Consider the following 24846-nt stretch of genomic DNA (forward strand, 5'->3'; position numbering starts at 1 on the left):
ATACGAATTTACTATTTCTTTATCATGATCCTTCCCTTGTTCCGATACAATGTTTTTTATACAAGAAGCATAATGACAAAGCAGTTTAGAACAAAAATCATAATTTTTTTCTAATGCAAAATCTTTGTATACAACTGAAGATCTATCATTTAAAATTTTATCAATAATTTTATTTTCATACAGCTCTTTACAAGTCGCGCTCACTCTTTTTATTGACTGAAAATCACAATAACTAATAATATGCGCATATATATCTTTAGGCACTAAAATAGAAGAGAAAACAACTTCTTTATTCATGCTACATAGCATATTCGAATAAAAAACAAAAAATATAAAAAAAGTAAATTTCAACATCTATCCACGTATATAATGTTTTAGTACAATCAGTAAGAAAAAAAGGCTAATAATGTTATTTATGCACTTCGAAGTTGAATTGCGATATATAATAAAGGAGCTACGGTGAAAAAGCATATTTTACGCAATATTATATTTTTTGGTATCATTACCTCGTCTGATAATTATACCAAAAATATCAATATCTACCATCTCACACTTGAACAAAAAATAGGCCAGTTATTTATGGTTGCGGCTGTTGTTGATGAAGAAATTGCCAAAGATTGTATGCACAAAAAAACATATCGTCTTGATAAAAAATATATTGAAACACTCATTACCGATTATTATATCGGCGGAATAATTTATTTAGGTAAAAGTGATGTAGAAAAACAGATACAAAGAACTACATATTTTCAAAGCATATCAGTTATCCCGTTATTAATTGGACAAGATTTAGAACCAGGAAGAGTTGGTGCATCACGGCTGCCGCATGATTGCGATTTTGTATGTAATCAAAAATTAGGAAAACGTGATGATGAAGAAATAACGTATCAAACTGGTAGAGAAATTGGGGACCTTTGTAATAAATTAGGTGTTCATATTAATTTTGCACCAGTTGCTGATATCAACAATAATCCTAATAATCCTGTTATTAATGATCGTTCATTTGGCAACACAACAGAATTGGTAACACGCCATGCCATAGCATTTGCACAGGGACTATATAACAGAGGAATAATCGCATGCGCAAAACATTTCCCTGGCCATGGCGATACGAATGTTGATTCTCATTATGATTTACCGTTAATTTCTCATGATAAAAGTAGATTGCATGAAATTGAACTTTATCCATTTAAAAAATTAATCGCCGCAGAAATTCCCGCAATCATGATTGGTCATCTTGAAGTTCCCGCTTTTGAAACAATAAAAGATGTACCTTCAAGTTTGTCTAAACGTATTGTAACTGATCTGTTACAAAAAAAACTGGGCTTTACCGGACTTATTATTACTGATGCGCTTGATATGCATGGTGTAACTAACCACTATTATAATGGTCAAGCAGAATTACATGCATTACTTGCTGGTAATGATATTTTACTGTGCCCTGTTAACGTTCCTCTTGCTGTTGCAGCGATAAAACAAGCAATTATAGATAATATTATTACCGAGCAAGAAATAGATAAACATGTTGAAAAAATTTTAAATAGTAAAAATATGCTATTCAATACCATACATCTAAAAAAATGAAATTTTTTATCTATAAAAACCATATTATAAAAAACTAACGACTATAACGCACTGATTAACTGAGAAAAATAATGAGCTTGAGAAGCACTATCTTCTGCATCAGTTATACTAACGCCGACTATTATAACATCTGGTTTAAGTGCTATAATTTTATCAACATTATCACGGTTAATTTTCGCTGAAACAAAAATAGGTAAACTACTATTACCTTTAATCATATCCCACTTATCAAGAAAAACGAGTGATTCACTTTCACTATATGGTTGATGAAATAATAATGCATCAACACCAAGATTTTTTGCTTCTAATGCTGATTGACCAACGGAATCAGAGTCAATCAGATCGAGCATTACTTTAATATTTGCATTATGTGCCGCTGTAGTTGTTGCATGGATCACATAGTGAGACGTTCCTGCCATTACCGTGATCCAATCTGCACCTGCATCAACAAAAAGCTCCGCTACCTCTTTACCTCGATCGACAATTTTGGTATCAGCAAGAATTATTTTATCAGGAAATGCTTGCTTAAACCGCTTAACCGCTGCGATACCATGATGATAGATAAGGATAGTTCCCACCTCAATAACATCTGCATATTGAGCAACTTCTGAACCAATGGAAATCGCTTTATCCAAATCAATAAGATCAAATGAAATTTGTAACTTCATATCACGTTCTCCAAAGAATATGATTACTATTTTTAATAATCATTATGAGTAATGCTCAATTCAGTATAGCAGTATTATAATTTAAAAAAAACAACACTCCTTTTTAATCTATAACATGAGTTAATATTTTAAATGGCTCATGTTTTGTTTTTGACTCAACCGCTTTAAAAAGATGCCGTATAGTAAGCATATAAGAGCTATTTTCTATAATATTAATTCCTTTCTTTACATAAATATCAGGAAGAACAAGATTAGCAGTTTCTATTGTTGGCGTTATACCTACATTCATCATAATATTAGTGGGCTTTGCGATAATAATTATTGTGGATAACGAAATTATATTGTTTTCCGGCAAAGAAACTTCTTGTGTTTCCCAGTAATAACTATCATCCTTATCATTGTATTTTTTCTCACAAGAATACATTTTTGCTGGAATTCCTGGAATAAGCTTCCAGTTCAATATAGTATTTTCAAATAAAGAAACGGGAACGATTTCTGGTGTTATAAGAATAGAAACATGAGAAGATTGATGTTTCCTCGGCAATATAACTTCACCATTATAATTAGAAAATGTTATATAACCAGCATAACTAACCAACAACCCTGCAACAGGAATATGCTGAATAATTCCATTCACCGTATGTTTTGCCAATTTATTTGATTTTTTTAATTTTTGACTTATTTTTTCTACATCGTTCAATTCTTGAAAAAAAAATGTAATTATAGGATTGGCGTTAACCGCAACAAAGGTCAGTATACATAGCATAGCACACGAATAATATTTTTTTTTCATGATAAACACTTTACTGGTAATACAAATTGTATTTTACTTCTAACCATGATACCATAGATATGAGGTATAAAACTACATTTTATAGGAAAAAAATGAATAAACAGCATCTAGAAAGCCATATAATAGATAATCAATTAAGCGAAATTATCAGTAAATATACCTTGACAACAGCTCAAACTGATAAATTTAAGCGTTATTTAAATCTTTTAATAGAATGGAATACAAAATTTAACCTTACCGCAATCACAGAGCCTTCTTCTGTTATACGATACCACTTTGATGATTCACTTGCCTTAACACAACATATTGATTGCACCTCTATCAATTCACTAGCTGACATTGGTACAGGGGCGGGTTTTCCAGCAATACCATTAAAAATAATACACCCACACCTTACAACCATACTCATTGAAGTTAACAATAAAAAAAGAAGCTTTCTTGAACGTATTATTAAAGAACTTGAGTTAGAAAACGTCATTATTTACCCCTATGATTGGAGAACATTTTTACGTTCTACAACCTACACAATCGATTATTTTCTTGCTCGCGCATCACTCCAACCAGAAGAACTCATACGATTATTTAAACCTACATCTACCTATAAGAACAGATCTCTCATATATTGGGCATCACAACAATGGTTACCTAATAAAATAGAGGTTTCTTTTATAGAAAAAGAGGTATCCTATACTTTAGATGCTATACAGAGAAAACTTGTTTTTTTTAAACAAAAGAATAGTTCACAAGGAACTTCATGGTAAGAACACTTATTACTCGCTATATAAATGATATTTATAACAATGATAAAGGTGAAAAATATAGCACATTATTGCGCTATTTTTTACCTGAATTTATCACGAACTTTTTACTCTATGCAATGCCATTCTGGCTTGATGCTGCATTTATCGGATCACTAGCTTCAGTTGATAGTTATGCAGCGCTTGGTGTAACCAATAGTTTTCTTCATCTTATTATTAAGGTAGGAGAAGCTATTTCTGTAGGCACAATTGTTCTCAGTGGTCAATTTAATGGTCAAAATGCCTTTGAACATGCAGGACGTACTATTCGTGATGCCTTTTGGATAACAACAATATTAGGTATAGCGTTTGGAGGTTTTCTTTTTTTCGGAGCTCACGCTATCTACACATGGTACGGTGTTTCACAAGAAATAATAACGCTTGGTGTTCCTTTTTTAAGATTACGCGCCATTGGTGTCCTTTGTATGTTCATTTATCTTGCATTAGTTGGCTTTTTACGCGGTATCAAAAATTCACGCACCCCCATGAAAATTTTTATTTTTGGATCAATTCTCTTCGTTTTCTTTGATTATGTTCTTATTTTTGGCAAATTTGGATTTCCCAAAATGGAATTACAAGGGTCAGCGCTTGCAACTATTATACAATATGGCAGCATGATGCTTATTGCTCTTTTATATGTACTATTTAACAAAAAGAACCTTAAATATAGCATAAACCTTTTTTCTGGATTACATGACATTTCATACATTAAGCATTTACTCTCAATATCATGGCCTGTAGTGCTTGATAAAGCAGTAATGGCATGGTCCTATGTTTGGTTAGGGAAAATGGTTGCAACTATGGGAACTGACGGTATTGCAGCATTTTGTGTCGTAAAAGACATGGAACGTTTTGCTTTTTTACCAGCAATTGCTTTTGCTCAAATTATCACTTTTTTAGTTAGCAACGACGTAGGTACAAAAAATTGGGATAATATAAAAACAAATATTAAAAAAATACTTCTTTTATCTTCAAGTATGGTGGTAATTATTCTTGGTTTATTTATTTATAAGCGAGCTTATATTATAAATATTTTTGATAAACAAGGTAATTTTGCAACCATTGCTATGCAAGCATTTCCGCTTTTGAGTATCTTTATTATTTTTGATTTGTTACAATTAATTCTATCAGGTGCACTTCGTGGCGCAGGTAATGTGCGAATTGTTATGATAGTAAGATTCATTACATGTTTCTGTTATTTTGTCCCTACTTCCTATCTATTATCTAAAAGTATCATTACTAATGAAGCGCTAAAACTTGTTCTTTTATATGGCTCATTTTATCTTGGAAACGCATTAATGAGCATATGGTATATCAAAAGATTTCGCAGCGATCATTGGAAAACACCAACTATTTAACATTAAGGAAAAACATGTCACAACTTATCACCAAAGAAGAGGTCGAAAAAATTGCACGTTTATCACATATTGAATTTTCTGATATAGAAATTATCAATGCCATTAAACATCTTAATGCAGTAATCGGTTATGCTGCTCGCGTACAAGACATCGCTAAAAATGTTAATTCGTCTTCTTTAAAAAACAGTAATGTTGAACGTGAAGATATTATCATATCAACAAATCCACAACCAATTCTTGCACAAGCACCAGAACGTGAAGGTAACTTCTTTGTCGTTCCCGTGATTATTGAAAACAATCAATAGAATAGTAGTTTTAGGAAATACAATGAGCTTAAGCCCGTTCATAACAATTAAAGAATTAGAACAAAAATTAACAAAAAAAGAGATAACACAAGAAGAAATTCTCGAATTTTATCTAAGACGTTTTGAAGCCTTTGATGGCGAAATTGGCTCTGCGTTAGAAATTTTTGATAAACAATCAATTTTAGATAAAACTAATACAAGCAACAAAGAATCTTTTAGTATTCCTGGTATCATTAAAGACAATATTTGCCAGGAAGGACGAACTACCGCATGTGGATCAAAAATTTTGGAAAATTTTGTTGCCACTTACGACGCAACTGCAATTGCACGCTTAAAAAATGTAGGAGCATTACTTATTGGTCGCGCTAATTGTGATGAGTTTGCCATGGGAAGCTCAACAGAAACATCTGCTTTCCAAAAGACATATAATCCGTGGGATAAATCTCGCGTGCCCGGTGGATCAAGTGGTGGTTCTGCCGCGGCAGTTTCTGCAGGATTAATACCGTGGGCTCTAGGATCGGAAACTGGTGGCTCTGTTCGCCATCCAGCTGCATTATGTGGAATCGTTGGGTTAAAACCAACCTATGGCTTAATTTCCCGCTATGGCTTAGTTGCTTATGGGTCATCAGTCGATCAAATTGGAATATTGACACGTACTGTCTATGACAATGCACGCATTCTTTCTGTTATCGCAGGAAAAGATGATAAAGATGCATCAATGCAACAAATAAATACAAAAGATTACACACAAAATTTAACTAACAAATTACCGAAAAATCTACGTATTGGTGTTGTTGATAATGCTTTGCACGCACAAGGGGTAGAAACTGAAATTGTACAGGCAATTGAACAAGCACTTAAAGTATTTGAAAAAAATGGCGCTTCTATAAAACACTTACAATTACCAACCCTTGATTATGCGGCAGCAACCTATTTTATTTTAAGCCGAGCAGAAGCTGCGTCAAATTTAGCACGTTTTGATGGTGTACGATATGGATTACGTGATAAAACAGCAAAAACATTATCAAAAATGTATTATAATTCTCGTCACGATGGTTTTGGTGAAGAAGTACGATCACGCATCTTAATAGGTAATTATGTACTATCTGCTGGTCATGCAGGACAATTTTATAATAATGCAAAAAAAGTACAATATCTCATTAGCGATGAATTTAAAGAAGCTTTTAAAGATATTGATGTACTTATTATGCCAGTACATCCTGCGCCTGCATTTAAAATAGGTGCTTTTGATAATGATAAACTTCAAATGGATTTACAAGATTATTTTACTTGCGCAATGAATCTTGCAGGAATCACCGCCCTTGCATTGCCCTGCGGCATAAGTAGTAATAATTTACCTATTGGATTTCAGATTGTAGGTCCTCATCTATCAGAAGAACTTTTATTCCAAGTTGGTCATGCATTTCAGCAAGAAACTGATTGGCATACAAAAACACCTGCTGGATATTAACACTAAGCTTATTAAAAAGAGGCTTTTTTTAAGCCTCTTTTTAAATCAAAAATAATTTTTATATACATGCATCGCTTTAAACAAAAACAACCTCTAATCCACTATCATTGGGTATTGTAAGTCCCAACTTCTCTAATGTCTTTCTGTTAACATAAATTTCTCGAGCATCTCCACTAATTATTGGTAAATCCTGTGGTTTTTTGTGCTGAACAAGCACTTGCAATGCTATCTCCGCCGCTTGTTTACCACTCTCAAAATAATCTATACCACGCGCCATTAAAGGGCCATGCTTAACGAGCATATTATCACTAACAATAAATGGCTTATTTGTTTTACGTGCTATATCAACAATAAGAGTAATGGTATTAGCTACCATATTATCTGTAGGGGCAAGAAAAACATCAACCATACGTGCCGCGCTTAAAAGTGCAGATTCAATCTCAGATTCCAGTGAAACACCTATGAGTACAGGAATATAGCCAACGCGTTGCAATTCAATAACCATCTGTTCTGCTGCGGCAACCGAATTAACTTCAGCGGTGCAATATATTATACCTATTGTTTTCATTTCTTTTGGCAATAGAACTTTCATTGCTTCAATCTCTTTACGCACATCAATCATATCACTAACGCCACATACATTTTGTGCAGAATATATATCACTCAGTTGTGGCGCTACGCTAACTGCCGCAATAATAATTGGTTTTTCCTTTTCTATCGAAACCATAGCCTGCGCAGCCGGAGTAGCAATAGCAAATACCGCATCTATATTTTGTTTAGCATGAAATTGTTGCGCAATCATATGAATATTATTAATGGAACCTTGACCATTACGAATTACAAAATCAATATTTTTATCTTTACCAATTTTTTCCTGAATTTTTATTATAAATCCTTCTCGTGCAGCATCAAGCGCAGGATGTGAAGCGGTTTGCAAAATACCAATAGTAAAAAGTGCATCAGCTTTTTGTATATATGAACGTTTATACAGAAGAATAAACCCTACAACAAATAAACTCACTAATAAAAAAACTGTATTTTTTTTAGTTTTCATCAATATCCCTTATTATAATAAACTATAGCTTTCAAAAAAAAATTCCCCAGCACTACTGACTGAAGATATTACTATTCTATATCAACTTTTTCAATGAAATAGTAAATATTAAATTAATAAATATGCTTGTCATTTTAAACTAAAATAGTAACTTACACAATGTCATCAAAAGCCGTTACTTTTATAATTGACTTTTATATCTCCCTACACGCTTGACACTAAAGCTTTAAAACGGCTAAAATAACTATCATTTCAATCAATTAACTATTCCTATCGTTTTATTTCTGTTTATTATTCATGGTAATATGTTCCCTACGAATTTCGTATTTTTATTAGTAAAAATTTCAATTTATACTAATAATCGTAATTTTTATTGTGCTCACATAGAGGAATTTATCACTTTGCTATAACACATTTCAATTTGATAATTTTACATTTTTATGTAAAATTATACAGCAATCAACATTGCTTCACATGGTGTGATTACCAAAACAAAAAACATAAGGATACCAGATGACTACATATACAAAAATAATTTCTCATATATTCGCAGCAACATCCATAATGCTTAATGTAATTATCATTGGAATTGAGACAGATCAAAAATACTGCGAACAACCATTGATACGATCTACAACATCATTCGAGTTAGATAACCATTTAAATATTTTTTATGCAAATGAAAATATACGAGCTAATATATCACGATGGTTTCAACTGTTATCAGAAGAAGAATTAATTACTAGCGATATATTTTTTAATGTTACCGTATTTACAAAAATACATCCTTTTTCACAAAAAGACGCAAAGGAGTTAGCTCATGAAGAATGCAAAAATATAAAGGGACTTGATAATCCAAAGCAATTTAGAGAAACATTCTTGAGGTTAGAAAAATTTTATACCTCTGAAAAAACAAACAAAACAACAGCATCGTTGCCATTAAAGTTTGGTTTGACCACATTCAATTCCAATACAAATACTACCATTACACGAGCATATAATAATATATATACCAATAAACCTGAGATACAAATTTTAAATTTTAAATTTATAAAGGATCCGCGGTTTCCACAATTACTCAAAACCGCTTTGCTTAACTTCAATAACGCTCCCAGTATAGTATTATCAAGTTCAGACGATCTTATTCCTCAAGAATTTATTACAAAAGAAATATTAACTCGAACCGGCAACCACGGAATAAATGGTTTTACAGCAAAACATAATAAATGTAAGCAGAATAGCATAACCGCCACACTAAATGACTCAAATCAATAAAAAAACTTATCCACATTTTTTCATAAAAAGCAGGTTGTCTTAAATTAATCCGCCTGCTTTTTTATGATTATTTTCATGTTATAAAAAAATCTTACTCTTTATACTATCAAAGTAAATTCCAACCGACCTAAAGGCCAGCGCTTTTTAACTAAGAAATCTACGAAGATTTTAAATTTACGCTATAGAATTCGACGTATCCTCTCAGCTTTCACTTATAATGACGATCATCTATCCCTGACTTTAAAAAATGCTGCGGTTTTTCTTATCATATTAATAATATTAATTTACATTGCATTTGATAATGAGGACTTCATAATAGTGTGAAAGTTTCGAGACGCGCGATGAATTTAATTCATAAGAAATTATATTACCATTTATATTTTGATTGGTATATATTGGCTTCGCATATTCCATCTGACATATAATCGATAAATATCATCACTAGACAAGGTCGTCGTATCTGAACTTTTCATAGATGGACGGGAATAAATAGTTTCGTATTCTGTTTTATTTTGCTTGTTACTTTCATCATATCTTCCATTTAAATACGTATCAACTTCCTCTGTAACTTTATAATAACTAGATATAAATATAAATGCTTCGGTTTGTATTTTTTTTTGTCCATCATCATTTAATAGTGATGAAAATGAAAATCGTTCTGTATCTATAAAATATAATTTATTATGCGAATCATACAAAAAATTTTTATAATGAATATCTTGAAAACCTGTTGTTTCAATAATATCAATAAATTCTCTCATTTGCTGTAATTCAATTGATTTTTTTGGTCTATGTTCACCGTTAATTTTTTGTGCAATACAGTGTAGTGTATAATCATAACCCATTTGAAAACATTTTGTAGCCTCGTTCCATTTAGATGATTCTTTTTGTGTGAGAAATAGATATTTCTCTGGAACATCAACAGTCGTATAATTTTTTTCAGTGATAATATGTTTCATTGCTGCAGCAAGAATAACGCGGGAAACACTTTCATTGTCTTTAATAATATACTTACTCAGGTCATCAGAATGTTTTTTACTTTTGATATCTTCAGATCGCCTATTTATTACATGATAATCAGCTATTATGCTATCCGGTGGAGAAAAATGATTTATAACTTTTAAAAGATCGGGAGTGTCGGCAAATGCTGCATTAACCATATTTTTATAGTCAATTATAGTTTGGTAGTTTTGATAATTTTTGATAATTGGTTGTACAATGAAAGCTACAGTTGTTCCAGCTGCTGCAATCAAAGGAATACATGCATTTATTGTATGAGTTATTATTAGAGTATATAAACATATCAATTTTATTGTTTTAATCATATTCATATTACCATATTTATAATAAAGGGATCAATTTCTATTCTGTTTTATCACTATACCAATACCAAACAGCTGATATAACCACAATAGTGCACGCATTAATTCCCGCTTCAAACATTGCCCCTGGATATGCGTTGAATATGCCTTGCTGTATAATTTGTAATACAATAAAGCTGCCTGTTGCGAGTGGAATAAGAGAATAATCATAACGGATTATATACATGTACGTTACAAGCAATAGCAAACCAACCAATGTTCCCACAAAAATCCACACCGGTATCATTGCAAGAGATGACAAAGCAGATAGTGCAATGCCACACAAAACTAAAATGACAGCAACAAGCCATTGACGCTGTCTCCACTGCTGTGTAATACCATCAAACATTATATATAACAAAGAAAATATAAGCGTTATTTGTACATAATTTGCAATGGTGATGAATAAGTTAGCAATGAGTGGCAGTGAGTAATTAAGTGGCATATAATGCGGCCACAATGGCATGGTAGAATTAAGAATTTTTTCTACAATCGCAATAATTCCTGCAAAAAATAGTCCTGTGCAAATTCCTATACCAACAGTACGCCCATTTTTGGGCAATTGATATAACTTAGTATAGCTAATAACATACGTGACACAAAAGGCATACATAATTGCTTTAAATCCAGTCAACAAGATTAAAGATGTTAGAGATTGAAACAGTTGATTTTTTAATGGCAAGCTTGTATTAAACATGCCTATAATTGCTTGCCATGAATTGATGCTTTCAATAAACAATAACACTGATGCTATGCCAAGTAGTGTGAAAAAAAGTTGTTTTGAGAAAGAAAATTCTGGTGATTTTCTGTATAAAATAATTATTCCATATAACAAAAAAAATAAGAATATAAGAAAGAAAATTATGATAATAATTGCCAGAATACTTTGTTCATGTTGTTCATTTCGCTTCCATTCTTCAGGAATATGAATTATACGTACTGTGTCAGTGATCTGATCACCGCTAATAGTAACACATATACGAGCTTGACCTTTATCTAATGGATAAACAGCAGAATGAGAAAAAATAAATATCCAATCACTTCGATGCGGTAACTGTGTTTGCTGTGCGGATATTTCAGTAAGTTCAATTTGATCGATATTATACTGTTTTTTAATGCCATGATGTGCAATTTCACGTGCTTGATGTTGTGTTAACTCTGCTCCAACGGCACTTTCAGGTAATAAGTGATGGTAGCGCCATACAACATCATTGTAAAGTGTTATCCTGTATTCTTCTGTTCTTTGTATTATATCAGTAGTAAATTGTGCGTAACGAATCGTCCAATGAGCAGGATGTAGATATGTTCCCAATAATGAATGATATAGCTCTTTACCTCCTTCTTGCCAAATAAATTTATGTTGCAAATTGCTATGACAATCAAGTTTATAATGAGCAAAAAATAATGGTAATATTTGCCAACTTTCATTGAGTAAAATATTATTTTGTTGCAAAAATTGATATGCAGACTGCACACTTTCATTGCGATTACGTGTAATTGTAACGCCATCATGAGTAAATGGTGTTACCAAAATCCATACTATTAAACCGAAAATACCTAATATACATACCCATTTTTGTAATGACTTAGGAAACGTACATGATATAGGCGCTATAATAATAGTTTCTTCTTTTTGTTCTATTACCGGACTAAACGGTTGCCATGCGTCATTTAAAACTGATTGTGGTAACGATGTCCAATTGCCTTTTTTAATACGTGCATACAGAAGGATTATAATAGGCAATAATGTAATAAGAATAATAATTATTTTATACATAAGCGCATGAGATGCGTGAGATACAAAAATCGGTAATGAAAACCAAATAATATCATAAACGCAATGAGCGATAATAGTTGGTATTAAACCAAAACGTAAATATGTTATTCCCCAAAGTAATGATGGTATGAATAATTCAATGAGCCGTGCATATGATGGCTGCATAGGATAATTAGCATGTGCAGCACCAAAAACAATTGCTTGTAGTATGAGTGCACTTGCAATCCACCAGCTTCTTTTACCAAAATATGTTCCTAATAGAGCTGCTCCTGCTAATGGAATTGCACGAAATAAACATTCTTCTATAATTCCGGCATTTAGTGATTGTGCAATTGGCGAAAACCACGGTAAATACGTTGCTAATACATTAGGATCAAATAACATTTCTGATGGTGCCCACCAGTTGCAACAATGCGTAGAAAACAAATAAAATGCAATAACAAATGCACAATTAAAACCTACAAAAAGATATCCACCAAACACTCTACCAAGTAATGCATAAGAAGTTACTATTTCATTTTTACCTAAAGACCATAATTGTAGATGTTTACCAAAAGCACGTCGTGTTAGGCTTTCTGCCGTCATAATTACTATTGTTATAAAAATAGTTTGTGCAATTAAATTTATAAAAAAACTGAGTAATAATTGTAACAAAAAACCATTAGAAGAGTGAGCAGTATCATAATGCATCCATAAAAAAGGTAACTGATTTACTGATACAAGTATTGCTGCAAAAGCAAGTATGACTCCCAGAAATAAAGGTTGTTTTATAATATACCAACGTTTTTTGATAATCCAGTATAATCCTAAGCAGCAACCGCCTAAAATATAGAACAATAACATGAAAATACTTGCTGCCCATGAAATTATTGTATTTGCAGAACGCATTTCAGCATAGCGACGATTAAATGCTTCAGGTATTTTGATAAAATGAGTTAACTCAGTCATCTTATCGCCGCTAATAATTATTTTTAAGCGATATGACCCTTCTCCGATGTGATAATGAGCTTGTTGGTAAACAAAGGTATGGTCAATACGTCCACTTAGTTCTGTTTTTTGTGATGATTCAATTAATATATAATCATGAAAATCAATATTCCAATTGAGTGTAGCGTTTGTTTCTGCTATGTGACGTGCATCATTCTCCAATAACTGTTTTCCAGGAGTATTTTCTGAAATTGTCTCAATAAAACCATATGGTTGGCCATCAGGAGTAAAAAATAGTGTAGTTTCATTTTTTTCATACTCTCTAAAATGACGTACGCGCCAGGTATACGGCATATAAAGTTTTTTTTCCATCATGTTTACTAATGCATCTTTACCACCAGCTTCAAGCTCTATAAATGTTTTACTGAGCGTATCAGTATGAAACATTGCTGCCTGATGATATTCTGTTGGGCCAAAATTATTGACTTTAGCAAGATGGGTGGCTTCCTGTAAAGCTTGTTGCAAGTCCATCGTAATATCAAGATGAATGAGAGGAAATGTTTGGGAAAAAAAGTTGAATGCAAATAAATATAACAATATCGATAATATCGTTGCACTGATCCATACAATGAGAGAACGTGAGGACAATTGCATTATATTCCTGGAAAATAATTTTATTAAGCGTTCTTTTCTTCGGTTGGCTGACAAACATCAATGAGATTACCATAAAGATCTTTGATAACTGCATCAATGCCCCAGAATTCATTTGTTGGTTCTTTGATAATAGTAACGCCGTTGTTTTTAAACGTTTCGATTGTTTTATGGCAGTCATCAGTTAATAAGACAAACAAAGGAATGCTACCGCTTTGTTTTCCAATAAGTCCATGATCTTCAGGTTCTTGAGGTGCTAAAAGCGAAAGCGAGACTGTTGAATCTTTGGACGGCGCTAATGTAAGCCAATACCAAAAATTGCCATCGGGAGATTTATGTCCTTCTGTTACAACAAAACCAAGTTTTTCGGTATAAAAAGCTGCCGCTTCATCTTGATTACGCACTAAAAGCGCAAAGTGGCTTATTTTTGTTATCATGAATAAATCCTTTCACAGAAAATTAATATAATACACTATTAATAATCTTATCAGTCTATGTAACTAAAGCAATTAAGAATATATTAGCAACCGCTGCAAATCTTGTTTTTACCTTAAGCTGTATGATATATTTGTAAATAATGCAATTATTAATTAATATAAAAAGTAAAAATATATAAATTTTGGAGCTATAGTGAAACAGTATATAAACAGTATGATGGTTGTTTTGTCTTTGGCATATATACCTTTGATGCATGGATCCTCTTATGAAGATCCTTCTGACTATGCTGTAGTTAATGATATTAAAAAAAAATCTAATTTAACTGAAGATTATGTTAATCAAATGAAATTTTTGTGGCTTGGACCGTTACAAGATATAGCAGCGGGAGGAATTGGAGCATATGCTACTTATAAAATGGGAGCCGCTACGTCTATTTTGGCTGATGCCATGATTACAAAAATTGGTACACCAAAATATCAACAAGGGATGTTATCTAATAAATGGTTATGGGCGTTGGCAGGAGCAACTGGTATGGGCTTTGGTGCGTACAAAGTCTTATATCCTCGTTTGGAAAAAGGTATTTTAAAGCATTTACAAGCGTACATAGCTCTGTGTGAAAATCTTGATGTTGTTAAAAATCCATATACAACGGAATTAAACCTTAACACTATGGGTACATCTGCAGGTAATTCTGCATGGGTGGCATCTAATATTGCTCGGCTAAAAGGAGTTGAAAATTTGTTATACCAAGCGGGTTGTGCATTAAAATTATTGGATCGATTAACAAATAGCGATGAAATACAAAAGTTAAGAACGAAAATTGTGATCATTCAGCGTTCTCTAGATAATAATCTTAGAGTTATTAAGCAAGCGGCAAACCGTGAATTGACAGAGCGACATAGTCAGATATCAAGAAATGTTGGTTTTGAGCAGCAATTTGCTAATTTAAACTTAGTAAGAGAACAGGCGAGTGCACTAAAAGTTGGCAAAATAAGCTTGGCTGTAACAGCGTTGAGTAGCTTTTTTAAAAGTGGTATGGAATCATTAGTATATATTAATGATAATAAAGAGAAAATAATTAGTGGTGCTGCTATGGTTGGTTTAGCTGGATATGCTCTGGTATCTTATATGAAATCTAAATTATCGGGAATACTGGATTCAGTTTCCGTTTCCAAATAATGACAATAACTCATAAACATTATTAAATTTTTTAATTATGCATGATGTTTTTTCAACAGTCTGATTTTGTGCAATGAGTAATGTAGTAATACCAAATTTTTCCGCTTCTTTAACAAGATGGCCAATATTATTAATTGGTTTTATCTGGCCCGTTAAACTGATTTCACCAAGAGCAATTGAATTTTCAGGCAATGGTTCTTGAAAATAACTTGATAATAGCGCAAAAGCTGTGCCAAGATCGCTTTCATTTCCTTTAATTTTAAACCCGCCACTAACTTTAAAAAAGATATCGTGCATACTTAATTTTATTTTAAGATATTTTTCCAGTATTGCCGCAATAAGTACCACTTGTTTGTGATCAAGTCCTGAAACAACACGCTGTGGCATAGTTAATTTTGATGCATTAGTTAATGCTTGTAATTCAAGTAAAATAGGACGCGATCCTTCCATAATACTCACAATTGTTGAACCCGGAGCGTGAGATATCTCACTAATGAGATGAGCATTAATATTAGGAACTTCTTTTAATCCATCATGTTCCATGCAAAAAAAACCAAGCTCATTGACTGCGCCGAATCGATTTTTAACTGCGCGTAGCATCCGTGTTTGCCAACGATCTTCTCCCTGTAAATAGAATACCGCATCAACCATATGTTCTAATGTTTTTGGACCGGCAATAATACCTTCCTTAGTGATATGCCCGGTAATAATAATGGTAATATTATGCTCTTTACTTAAACGCATTAACTGAAATGCTGCTTCCCGTAACTGGCCAACACTTCCTGGCAAAGTAGTAGCATCATTGATATAGCAATTCTGTATAGAATCGATAACCAATAAATCAGGTTTATTTTCGCGAGCTGTGATAATAATACTAGTCAATTCTGCAGCATCAGAAAACAGAAGATTACTTGTAGCTGTATTAAGTCTTGTCGCACGTCCTTTAAGCTGCTGTAATGATTCTTCGGTTGAAAAATAAAATACGTGTTTTGTTTTAGCGATTTTATAAGCAACTTGCAGTAATAAGGTAGATTTACCGATACCAGGATCGCCAGTAATAACAATAAGAGACCCAGGAACAATTCCTCCCCCAACAACACGATCCCATTCTTCAATACCAGACAATAATCGTGGTTGTTCCTTTATATCAATTTCATGTAATGATACAAGAGAAACAGGTTTGCTATGTGCATACATTTTTGTAGTAGTATTAATTGGAGCTATATTTTCCACCATGCAATCCCATTGTTTACATTCTGGGCAACAGCCTATCCATTTGATAGTTGTGTAGTTACATTGTGAGCAGATAAAAGAATTTTTTGTTCTATTCATAAGTTTTAGCATAAAGCACCATGATTATTTTTGCAAAATATTGCATGAATGAATATTTTTTCTGCATGATTAAAAACAATAAAAAGATAGATATTTTATGTGGAGTTAGTATGAAAAGTTACCATGGACTTGTGTTAATTGGATTGATAAGTATACAATTTGTTTCTGCACGATTAGAGAATGTCAATATTAAGCATGGCAAGGTAAAGCTACTTAGTATGAAAGAGATGCGATTTTGTTATATTAGCTTTGTTACTGTTGATGGAGAAAAGTATTTAATTAAACAAAAAAAACCTTTAAATAAACTTCTTGGTGTGGTTCGTGATGCATTGACAGCTCATATCGCAGAAAGTTTTGGAATAGGCATGGCTCATAGAGTTGATATCATTCCTGCAGGGAAAGAATTTCCCGGAAAATTCCGAGCAGATTGGCCCGCAACAATTCATACAATTGCTCCGGGAAAAATGATTAAAGCTCAAGAAGGTGCTTATTATGAAATGAAAATTAAACAAGCAAATATTGGATTTAGACGCGATATGTTACCGTGGATGATAAAACATGAAACTTTGGTTAAAGTGGTAGCACTGGACACCTTTTTATGTAACCATGATCGTCACCGAGGAAACCTTTTTTATAACGTGAAAACTGATTCATTCTGTGCAATTGATATGGATTCTGCATGGAAATATAACTTATGTGCTTTAGCGTGTAACAATTTTACTGAAATGCTTAATGATAAAAAATTACAATTAAGTACTAAAGAAGTAAAAGCTCTTACATTATATCGTGATTACATACAATTTTTAATCGATAATCATCAACCTGAAGATACTATTAAAATGTATGATTATTTTGCTGAAAAAGCAGGGTTTGTAGAAGGATCTGACTTATATACACAGAAATTTGCTGAAGGCCTTGCATATAATAAGACAATGATTATGCGAAGCTATCAGGATGCAAAAAAATTGGTAACAATAGTCGATCAATTGATAAAAAAACATAAAAAACTTTAAACAACAGATTGTATTATATCGTCGTAAGCTTGACGCTCATGGTTAGGAAGTCCTTCTATTAATTCTTTATAATGAGATTGAAAAGCAGTATACTCTTTATATTTACTATTTGTGCCATAAGAGTGAAAATTCTTGAGATGTGTAATTTTATCATCTAATATGTTATTATCTTCCGAATAAATATTATTATTTCTCGGAGAATAAACATTTTTTTGCATAAGCTTTTTTTTAGTATAATCCCAATTTTCATTTGTATAAATAACATATATTAATTTTTGTAGAATATTTCTTTGATTATTTAGATTTTGAGCAAGACACAATCTAGATGTTATAATATTTGACGAAAATGGGGATAATAAACTTAATGTTTCAATTTGATCGCCTTCATTTTGTATATTTAAAAAAATTGCGTTATTGAATTGTTGTCGTATGGTTAACCAATACAAATCATGTAGCTTTTTGTCATGTATATTTGCTTGCACTGTTGTATCATTATCGGCTATTTTTATCGCATGAAATAAAACTACTGAAGTCTCCTTAAATCGATTCTCATAAATTTTATCAATGCCGAGCAATTCGAGTAAAGGTATAAATTTTAGCTCTTCCCTATAAAAATTAAGCCACCTGTCCTTTTTCAGGTTCTCTTGCTTCTCTTTTTCTTGTTCTCTCTTTTTATCTTCTTCTTTCTTTTTATCTTCTTCTTTCGTTTGTTCTACTGCTCTATCATCTTTTTCGGAGGATGTGGTTTTTGTAGAAAATAAAAAATTATAAAACTTTGTATACCAGTTGTTTTTAAAAATGATCCATGCAGTAAGGCCTGTACAACAAACAATACCAGTAAGACATGTCATTATTTTTGTATTCCGAGAGAATGATTGAAAGGAACGAGTGGTTCCTGGCATAATGAGTACACTAAAAATTATTAGGGCAAATATTTTATTTTTTTTCATATCTTATTTATTTAGAAACATTTAACATATATATTTCATGATAGAATAATATAGAAAAGTGTCAATTATAATAATCGATTAGCACACAATAATAACACTAAACTTACTCCCATACCAACAGCACATGAAATTATAGAGCTCAAATATGACAAACTGCCAAGACACATATATCCTGCAACAATAAAAGCGATCAATGTGCCGCATATTACCGGAAATGCATAATAAAACTGTGTACGCGCATGTATTAATGAATTGATGCCGGAGCTAGCTCCAGTCATTACCGTAGTTTCGGAAAATGGCGAAATATGATCTCCACATACCGCACCAGAAAGCAATGCTCCTAATGTGGGCACTAATATAGCAACTGAATCCAATGTGGTTGGTGTTTGCACTTGTAAAAGAACTATCAACATCTCTGTTGTAATAGGAATCAATAATGAAAACGTTCCCCACGCAGAACCGGTTGTTAAAGTAATAATCAAAGATGTAACAAATAAAATTACCGGCATAAAAAATAAAGATGCTTTACCCAATAAAAGATGTGCAATATAACTACCTGTATGTAAATCAGTACGTAAAAAGCTACCTAAAATGGCAGCAAAGATAACCATGATGATTGGCGCCTGCATCAAAATAATTCCATTCCACACAACACTAGGCAATTGAGTAATAATAATTCTTTTTTTATAAAGTGATCGTAGAGCACTTATAATAAATGCGCCCAATCCTGATATACACAAAATAAAAAATGTCTTATCATTGCACCTAAATGCCTCAAAGAAAGAATTACTGCCCCCAAATAAATAAAATCCCCCCGCATACAAAATACCAAAAAAAACACCTCCAATCAGAACGGCGATAGGAAGTAATAAATCAAAAAGAGAATATTCCTCGTTATTATTACTCAGATTCTCATTAGCATATACATCATGCATTAACACAGCACTCTGTTCATCTTTATATATAGGACCATAAGCAACTCTCTTGCGTACAACAAATATAACTGAAAAAATGGTAATTAAAGAATAAAACATAAATGGAATAGTACATAAATAAACATAAAATGGATCTGCCATAATTTTTGCTGTCGTCTGCGTCGAGATTCCTGCATTTTCTAGCTGAGCCAACACCGTAGCCGCCCATGTTGAAATTGGCATTATTATCACTAACGGACCTGCTAATGAATGAATTATGTATGCTAACTTAGTACGTGAAACAGCAAATCGATCCGTTAATGAACGCATAACAAAACCAGCAGTCAAAATACTCAAATAATCGTCTATACTCAACAAAAAAGATAATACTATAGATGAAGTTTCTACACCTCGCTTTGTACGCATTCGGCTGCCGATAATACGTGCACATGCTATAGCACTGCCACTTATCGTTAATAATGAAATAAGCGAACTAATCGAAATAAGAGATATATATAAATATATGTTACCCATATCTGAAAAATGTTCAATAATGCGCTCTTTAAGCATGCATAACGCCATTAAAAAGGAGCCATTCGCAGCAAGCAATGCCGCTGAAGCAATGCCCAGCATCAAAGAAATATTCAACCGATGAGTAAAAAAAATAACAACTATCACTACAATAGGTGGCAATAAAGAAATGCACGTAGCATCCATAAAAACATCCTAATAAAATTACTATTAACAGGACTTACGTATCATGTCACAAAGAAAAACTGTATATGAAATTCATCAGTAGCCACTATTAGCTTCTCATACATTTTATATACAGTTTTTTCCACTGCTCAATTAACTAAAAATATCCTCATCATCTTCATCATCGTCAAAATCATCTTCATCAGTCTCATCATTACTGATACCATTCAATGCATTTTGCACAATCGATTCAATATCAGCTATCTCTTTAGGCAAATTTTCACTTAAACACAAAGCTCCATCTTTAGTAATCCAATAATTATCTTCAATACGAATACCAATAGATTCTTCCGGAATATAAATTCCTGGCTCAATCGTAATAACATCACCCTCTTGCAGCGGCATAGTATAATCCCCAACATCATGCACATCAAGACCAAGAAAGTGTCCGATATCATGAGGAAAATATTTATCATACCCACACTGCGTTAAAAACTTTACTGCCAAATGATGCAGCGACTTTTCAACATTATCTTTATTTTTAAGCCATACTCCAGGTTTTGCACATGATGCAATATATGCTTGCGTTTCAAGTACAATAGTATATAACTCTTTTTGTCGCTTAGTAAATATTCCTGAAACAGGATATGTTCGCGTTAAATCTGCACAATAATTGTTAAATTCAGCACCAATATCGATAAGAACCAAATCTCCATTTTTAAGCATTCCGTTGTTTGTATTATAATGCAAAATAGTTCCATTTTTTCCACTTGCAACAATGCTCGGGAATGCTGGTCGAGCATGCGATGATATCATCATATATTCCAACGCTGCCTGAACCTCACTTTCTTGCACTCCATGTTTAAGCATGTCAACTGCTCCTTCATGTGCCAATTCAGTGATTTCTACTGCACGATAAATATGCTCAACTTCACTAACATCTTTACGGCGCCTACTATTGGCTACGATTGCTGAAATATCAACGAGTGATTTGTGTAATCCAGGAATAAATTTTTCCAAATGATCAAGCGTAAAACGCGTATGAAGATATTCATGACCATTCTGAGGAACTGTAGTAAAAATTGACCCATTACGCGCAATAACGCTTTTAATTAAAGTAATCAAATGAATATATTCATGAGCAGAAAAATAAGGATTTAATTCATATCCTTGGCATTCCTCACCCAGCAACTCAACTGCATCAACACGCAAAGCTTTTGCATCACGATTAATAAGTCCCGCAGACAACATCATCCATTGAGCACGCTTTTCGAAACAATTAGGTATATACAGTGTTGATTTTTTATCATAATCAATTACTAATGCAACACCTGGCTCATCTATGTTTGTATAATAATAAAAAGTTTTATCTTGCCTAAAACGTTCAGCCCCATGCTCAAATGCTGCAAACAACAAAATAATACCATTTGAAGCCTCTGAAAATTGTAATGCTATTGATTCAGCAAGTTCTTTACGTCGCAATGCATGGAGATTATTTTCATCTGCACGTGGTGCTAAACCACCAAAAAAATCTGATATCATAATCAAATACCTTTAATAAAAAATTAATTTTTAAAATAAACGGCGCTCTGATAATGCTTTAAACACTGTCAAGCGATCCATGCCTTCCAACGATGATCCTACCGGCAATCCACGTGCCAAACAAGAAATAATAATATCTTTCTCTTTTAATTTACGCGCAATATATGTTGCAGTTGCTTCTCCTTCAGGAGTTTGATTAGTTGCCAGAATAAGCTCTTTTATCGCACCATTTTCAATACGTGCAATTAATGAATCAATAGTTAAATCTTCAACACTAATACCTTCAAGAGGAGAAATTGAACCGCCCAATACATGATAAACACCCAAATATCCTCGTGTTTTTTCTATAGCAACTATTTCTTGCCATGTTTCAACAACACAAATAATTGATTGATCACGCTTTAATGAAGAACAAAAAACACAACCGGCTGATACCTCTTGCCAATAGAAACAAGTATCACACTTCTTAAGCTGTTGCTTTGCAACTTCTAGTGCTGCACAAAATTGCACTACTTGCTCAGGTGTCATTTCTAAAAAATGTGCTGCAACACGATACAAATTCTTCGAAGCAAGGTAAGGAACCTGCTGTAATATTTTAAGTAAATGAATAAGTGTCGGTAAATCTTCTATCATAATTACACCAATTTAAAATATCTCATTAATTTCGCCTGAACAAAACTAAACAATCTACCTAAACAAATATATAATGTTAATCCTGCTGAAAAACTTGATGTAACAGCTCCAAATACAAAAGCCATTACTATCTTACTCATCTTTTGTTGAGAATCACCGTTGATATCTTGCATAAGCATAGTAATAGTAACTAAAACAGGTAAAATATATAAAGGATCTTTAGATGAAAGATCAGGAATCCATAACATTGGTGCTTGATACAGCTCAAATGAACTAGAAAGTACGCGACTTAAAGCAAAAAAGATTGGTAATTGTAGCAATAATGGCAATAAACATCCAAATCCTGGCAATCCATTTTTACGAATTAATTCAGTACGCTCAGCAAGTAACTGCTCTGGCTTATCTTTAAATCGCTGCTCAATATACGCTAACTGTCGCTGATATTCCATTTGCTGTTTTTTCCATTTTTCTTCATTGTTACGTAACGAAACAGGGAGCAGTAAAAGTTGAATAAGAAAGGTCAATGCTATAATAGCCAACCCATAATTATGTAAATATTTATATAACCAATTCAATAAATATAACATCAGCTTGGCAAGAAATGAAAGTATACCAGAATAATCTAACGTTTTTTCTAAACGGGCATCAACCGCCGCAAGTGCATTAAGCTCTTTAGGTCCAAAATAGAATGATAATGTCCAAGATGTTTTTTCAGTTACTACCGGTCCTTCAAGTACTGAAAACAAACGGGTTCTTTCTTCTAATTTATAATAGGCTCGCTGCGCAAAGTGATTTGAATCTTGAATTAATGCATGAATAAAATATCGATTATCAATACCGAACATTGTTGGCGTAAACCAGCCTCGATGAATATCAAGAGAATTAACATTAGTCTTTGCAAAGGTATCAGCTTGATCAATTAAAATTGATGAAATAATATCAATTTCTTTAAGATCTGGCACAAATGGTGCTGGAAAAAAAATACGCGATTCTATCGCATTATAATTTTCATTTTTTGGAGCAACTTCGAGTGATAAATCAATTTTTGGTTTATGCTTATCAATAACAAATCTTTTCTGTATTACACATTCATCATTCCCTGCAACATAAATTAATTCATATGCATTTTCATTATTCTCTGATGACACTAGTGTATAATAAAATGGAGTTGCATTATCTAACGCAACCAAAAAACATTTTTCCGAACGTTCTGTATCAATTACGGGAAAAATCGTACGTATAGTTGTTTGTTGGCCATTGAGCTCTCTTTTGAAATCAATACTTTCTAGCGATGCTCCATCAGTTGAAAATAGTAAGTTTGCCCATTCTGTGTCACAAATTGTTACTTGCGATGGCTCAACACGTTTTTGATCATAAAAATCAACTTCTACATTCAAAGGTTTGTATGCCTTTTTTTCTCTTGGAACTACAAAACTTGATTCAACAGCATCTTTACTTGTATTACCAGAAAAAAAATAATTCAATGCAAACACGCTCAAAAAAGCAAAACTAATTGGTATAACCAATTCCTTAATATTCATACACGCGCCCCATATAATAAAATTGAAAAAATCATTAATAACCAATCACTATGATATTAAATATCAGAACCAATATAACTTGGAATTGACTAATTCAGTATTATGATGATACCATAAAAATAATTTTTCACCTAGCACCCTCATGCATTCAACGCCATAAAAATTAAAATTTAAAAAAGGAACAAATATTATGAAAATGCAAAAAAGAAAATTCCGAATCGGCGAACTGGCGAATAAACTTGAACTTGAGCGATTTGTTGTACGATTTTGGGAAAAAGAATTTAATATAAAAACACAACGTTCTCAAGGTAGTCAACGTTTTTACGATGAAAATGATCTCAAAAAATTTCAATCAATCAAACAACTTCTTTATGTAGAAGGGTTTACTATTATTGGTGCAAAAAAGAAATTAAAAGAAAAATTCTCTAACAAAGGCGAATCAATCATTGCATCACAAAAAACAACTATCGATGAAACAACTAAAACAATGACGAAATCATCACCTGAAAATGAAAAAATTGAATATCTTTCTCAACAAATTATCGATTTAAAGGATAAATTGCGTAAGCTGCGAGAAATGCTCTAAA

22 protein-coding genes are annotated in these 24846 nt (G+C 32.6%); 9 read left to right on the plus strand and 13 right to left on the minus strand.

Annotated elements, in window-relative coordinates:
• A partial coding sequence (locus VLB80_04365; GenBank protein ID HSC25418.1) for an F-box protein occupies positions 1-297 on the minus strand: 297 nt, incomplete at its 3' end.
• Between the two features lie 162 nt (positions 298-459).
• On the opposite strand from VLB80_04365, the gene VLB80_04370 reads away from it, so the two are divergent.
• Complete coding sequence (locus VLB80_04370; protein ID HSC25419.1) at positions 460-1584, plus strand: glycoside hydrolase family 3 N-terminal domain-containing protein; 1125 nt, start codon at positions 460-462, stop codon at positions 1582-1584.
• Between the two features lie 41 nt (positions 1585-1625).
• Here VLB80_04370 and VLB80_04375 read toward each other — a convergent pair whose 3' ends face one another.
• Both VLB80_04375 and VLB80_04380 read right to left on the minus strand, forming a co-directional pair.
• Positions 1626-2252 (minus strand): orotidine 5'-phosphate decarboxylase / HUMPS family protein, encoded by a 627-nt coding sequence (locus VLB80_04375; GenBank protein ID HSC25420.1) that lies wholly within the window; start codon positions 2250-2252, stop codon positions 1626-1628.
• 103 nt (positions 2253-2355) lie between these two features.
• Positions 2356-3045, minus strand: a complete 690-nt coding sequence (locus VLB80_04380) for a hypothetical protein (protein HSC25421.1) — start codon at positions 3043-3045, stop codon at positions 2356-2358.
• A 92-nt stretch (positions 3046-3137) separates the two neighbouring features.
• Here VLB80_04380 and rsmG point away from each other — a divergent pair, with 92 nt between their 5' ends.
• Genes rsmG through gatA form a run of 4 tightly spaced genes read left to right on the plus strand, consistent with a single transcriptional unit; the run spans position 3138 to position 6976 of the window.
• Positions 3138-3806, plus strand: a complete 669-nt coding sequence (gene rsmG / locus VLB80_04385) for a 16S rRNA (guanine(527)-N(7))-methyltransferase RsmG (protein HSC25422.1) — start codon at positions 3138-3140, stop codon at positions 3804-3806.
• Positions 3800-5200 (plus strand): MATE family efflux transporter, encoded by a 1401-nt coding sequence (locus VLB80_04390; GenBank protein HSC25423.1) that lies wholly within the window; start codon positions 3800-3802, stop codon positions 5198-5200. The genes rsmG and VLB80_04390 overlap by 7 nt, the downstream gene beginning before the upstream one ends.
• A 14-nt stretch (positions 5201-5214) precedes the next feature.
• Complete coding sequence (locus tag VLB80_04395; protein ID HSC25424.1) at positions 5215-5505, plus strand: Asp-tRNA(Asn)/Glu-tRNA(Gln) amidotransferase subunit GatC; 291 nt, start codon at positions 5215-5217, stop codon at positions 5503-5505.
• Between the two features lie 22 nt (positions 5506-5527).
• Positions 5528-6976: an Asp-tRNA(Asn)/Glu-tRNA(Gln) amidotransferase subunit GatA gene (gene gatA / locus VLB80_04400; protein HSC25425.1), complete on the plus strand. Its 1449-nt coding sequence runs from the start codon at positions 5528-5530 to the stop codon at positions 6974-6976.
• A 76-nt stretch (positions 6977-7052) separates the two neighbouring features.
• On the opposite strand, the gene VLB80_04405 is transcribed toward gatA, so the two are convergent.
• Positions 7053-8030, minus strand: a complete 978-nt coding sequence (locus tag VLB80_04405; GenBank protein HSC25426.1) for an ABC transporter substrate-binding protein — start codon at positions 8028-8030, stop codon at positions 7053-7055.
• A 513-nt stretch (positions 8031-8543) separates the two neighbouring features.
• Here VLB80_04405 and VLB80_04410 point away from each other — a divergent pair.
• Entirely contained in the window at positions 8544-9305 is a 762-nt protein-coding gene (locus VLB80_04410) for a hypothetical protein (GenBank protein HSC25427.1), read from the plus strand.
• 374 nt (positions 9306-9679) lie between these two features.
• Here VLB80_04410 and VLB80_04415 read toward each other — a convergent pair whose 3' ends face one another.
• The 3 genes from VLB80_04415 to VLB80_04425 are packed head-to-tail and all read right to left on the minus strand — an operon-like array spanning position 9680 to position 14458.
• Positions 9680-10630 carry a hypothetical protein gene (locus VLB80_04415; protein ID HSC25428.1) on the minus strand — a complete coding sequence of 317 codons (951 nt, stop codon included), beginning with the start codon at positions 10628-10630 and terminating at the stop codon, positions 9680-9682.
• A gap of 37 nt (positions 10631-10667) precedes the next feature.
• Positions 10668-14024, minus strand: a complete 3357-nt coding sequence (locus VLB80_04420) for a CPBP family intramembrane glutamic endopeptidase (GenBank protein HSC25429.1) — start codon at positions 14022-14024, stop codon at positions 10668-10670.
• Between the two features lie 23 nt (positions 14025-14047).
• Positions 14048-14458 carry a VOC family protein gene (locus VLB80_04425; protein HSC25430.1) on the minus strand — a complete coding sequence of 137 codons (411 nt, stop codon included), beginning with the start codon at positions 14456-14458 and terminating at the stop codon, positions 14048-14050.
• A 193-nt stretch (positions 14459-14651) separates the two neighbouring features.
• Between VLB80_04425 and VLB80_04430 the strand changes: the two genes are divergently transcribed.
• Entirely contained in the window at positions 14652-15638 is a 987-nt protein-coding gene (locus VLB80_04430) for a hypothetical protein (GenBank protein ID HSC25431.1), read from the plus strand.
• Here VLB80_04430 and radA read toward each other — a convergent pair.
• Complete coding sequence (gene radA, locus VLB80_04435; GenBank protein ID HSC25432.1) at positions 15618-16982, minus strand: DNA repair protein RadA; 1365 nt, start codon at positions 16980-16982, stop codon at positions 15618-15620. The genes VLB80_04430 and radA overlap by 21 nt on opposite strands.
• A gap of 98 nt (positions 16983-17080) precedes the next feature.
• Here radA and VLB80_04440 point away from each other — a divergent pair, with 98 nt between their 5' ends.
• Entirely contained in the window at positions 17081-17983 is a 903-nt protein-coding gene (locus tag VLB80_04440; protein ID HSC25433.1) for a hypothetical protein, read from the plus strand.
• Here the strand turns inward: VLB80_04440 and VLB80_04445 are convergent.
• From VLB80_04445 to yidC, 5 genes are all read right to left on the minus strand, one after another.
• The gene (locus tag VLB80_04445) at positions 17980-18933 is read right to left on the minus strand and encodes a hypothetical protein (GenBank protein ID HSC25434.1); all 954 of its coding nucleotides are present in this window, start codon (positions 18931-18933) and stop codon (positions 17980-17982) included. The genes VLB80_04440 and VLB80_04445 overlap by 4 nt on opposite strands.
• Before the next feature lie 65 nt (positions 18934-18998).
• On the minus strand, positions 18999-20564 hold the full coding sequence (locus VLB80_04450) for a Na+/H+ antiporter NhaC family protein (protein ID HSC25435.1): 1566 nt from the start codon (positions 20562-20564) through the stop codon (positions 18999-19001).
• A 132-nt stretch (positions 20565-20696) separates the two neighbouring features.
• Positions 20697-22085 (minus strand): aminopeptidase P N-terminal domain-containing protein, encoded by a 1389-nt coding sequence (locus VLB80_04455; GenBank protein ID HSC25436.1) that lies wholly within the window; start codon positions 22083-22085, stop codon positions 20697-20699.
• A gap of 30 nt (positions 22086-22115) precedes the next feature.
• On the minus strand, positions 22116-22718 hold the full coding sequence (gene recR / locus VLB80_04460) for a recombination mediator RecR (GenBank protein ID HSC25437.1): 603 nt from the start codon (positions 22716-22718) through the stop codon (positions 22116-22118).
• A gap of 2 nt (positions 22719-22720) precedes the next feature.
• Complete coding sequence (gene yidC, locus VLB80_04465; GenBank protein ID HSC25438.1) at positions 22721-24259, minus strand: membrane protein insertase YidC; 1539 nt, start codon at positions 24257-24259, stop codon at positions 22721-22723.
• A gap of 190 nt (positions 24260-24449) precedes the next feature.
• Between yidC and VLB80_04470 the strand changes: the two genes are divergently transcribed.
• Positions 24450-24845, plus strand: coding sequence for a MerR family transcriptional regulator (locus tag VLB80_04470; GenBank protein ID HSC25439.1), 396 nt, complete (start codon positions 24450-24452; stop codon positions 24843-24845).
• The last annotated feature ends 1 nt before the right edge of the window (position 24846 follow it).

The sequence above is a fragment of the Candidatus Babeliales bacterium genome (assembly GCA_035455925.1).
GTDB lineage: Bacteria > Babelota > Babeliae > Babelales > Vermiphilaceae > SOIL31.

What these genes read in the sequence shown, in the direction of transcription:
- VLB80_04375 (HSC25420.1), bottom strand. Translation starts at nt 2,252, where the DNA reads ATGAAGTTACAAATTTCATTTGATCTTATTGATTTGGATAAAGCGATT.
- VLB80_04380 (HSC25421.1), bottom strand. Translation starts at nt 3,045, where the DNA reads ATGAAAAAAAAATATTATTCGTGTGCTATGCTATGTATACTGACCTTT.
- rsmG (HSC25422.1), top strand. Translation starts at nt 3,138, where the DNA reads ATGAATAAACAGCATCTAGAAAGCCATATAATAGATAATCAATTAAGC.
- VLB80_04390 (HSC25423.1), top strand. Translation starts at nt 3,800, where the DNA reads ATGGTAAGAACACTTATTACTCGCTATATAAATGATATTTATAACAAT.
- VLB80_04395 (HSC25424.1), top strand. Translation starts at nt 5,215, where the DNA reads ATGTCACAACTTATCACCAAAGAAGAGGTCGAAAAAATTGCACGTTTA.
- gatA (HSC25425.1), top strand. Translation starts at nt 5,528, where the DNA reads ATGAGCTTAAGCCCGTTCATAACAATTAAAGAATTAGAACAAAAATTA.
- VLB80_04405 (HSC25426.1), bottom strand. Translation starts at nt 8,030, where the DNA reads ATGAAAACTAAAAAAAATACAGTTTTTTTATTAGTGAGTTTATTTGTT.
- VLB80_04410 (HSC25427.1), top strand. Translation starts at nt 8,544, where the DNA reads ATGACTACATATACAAAAATAATTTCTCATATATTCGCAGCAACATCC.
- VLB80_04415 (HSC25428.1), bottom strand. Translation starts at nt 10,630, where the DNA reads ATGATTAAAACAATAAAATTGATATGTTTATATACTCTAATAATAACT.
- VLB80_04420 (HSC25429.1), bottom strand. Translation starts at nt 14,024, where the DNA reads ATGCAATTGTCCTCACGTTCTCTCATTGTATGGATCAGTGCAACGATA.
- VLB80_04425 (HSC25430.1), bottom strand. Translation starts at nt 14,458, where the DNA reads ATGATAACAAAAATAAGCCACTTTGCGCTTTTAGTGCGTAATCAAGAT.
- radA (HSC25432.1), bottom strand. Translation starts at nt 16,982, where the DNA reads ATGCTAAAACTTATGAATAGAACAAAAAATTCTTTTATCTGCTCACAA.
- VLB80_04440 (HSC25433.1), top strand. Translation starts at nt 17,081, where the DNA reads ATGAAAAGTTACCATGGACTTGTGTTAATTGGATTGATAAGTATACAA.
- VLB80_04445 (HSC25434.1), bottom strand. Translation starts at nt 18,933, where the DNA reads ATGAAAAAAAATAAAATATTTGCCCTAATAATTTTTAGTGTACTCATT.
- VLB80_04450 (HSC25435.1), bottom strand. Translation starts at nt 20,564, where the DNA reads ATGGATGCTACGTGCATTTCTTTATTGCCACCTATTGTAGTGATAGTT.
- VLB80_04455 (HSC25436.1), bottom strand. Translation starts at nt 22,085, where the DNA reads ATGATATCAGATTTTTTTGGTGGTTTAGCACCACGTGCAGATGAAAAT.
- recR (HSC25437.1), bottom strand. Translation starts at nt 22,718, where the DNA reads ATGATAGAAGATTTACCGACACTTATTCATTTACTTAAAATATTACAG.
- yidC (HSC25438.1), bottom strand. Translation starts at nt 24,259, where the DNA reads ATGAATATTAAGGAATTGGTTATACCAATTAGTTTTGCTTTTTTGAGC.
- VLB80_04470 (HSC25439.1), top strand. Translation starts at nt 24,450, where the DNA reads ATGAAAATGCAAAAAAGAAAATTCCGAATCGGCGAACTGGCGAATAAA.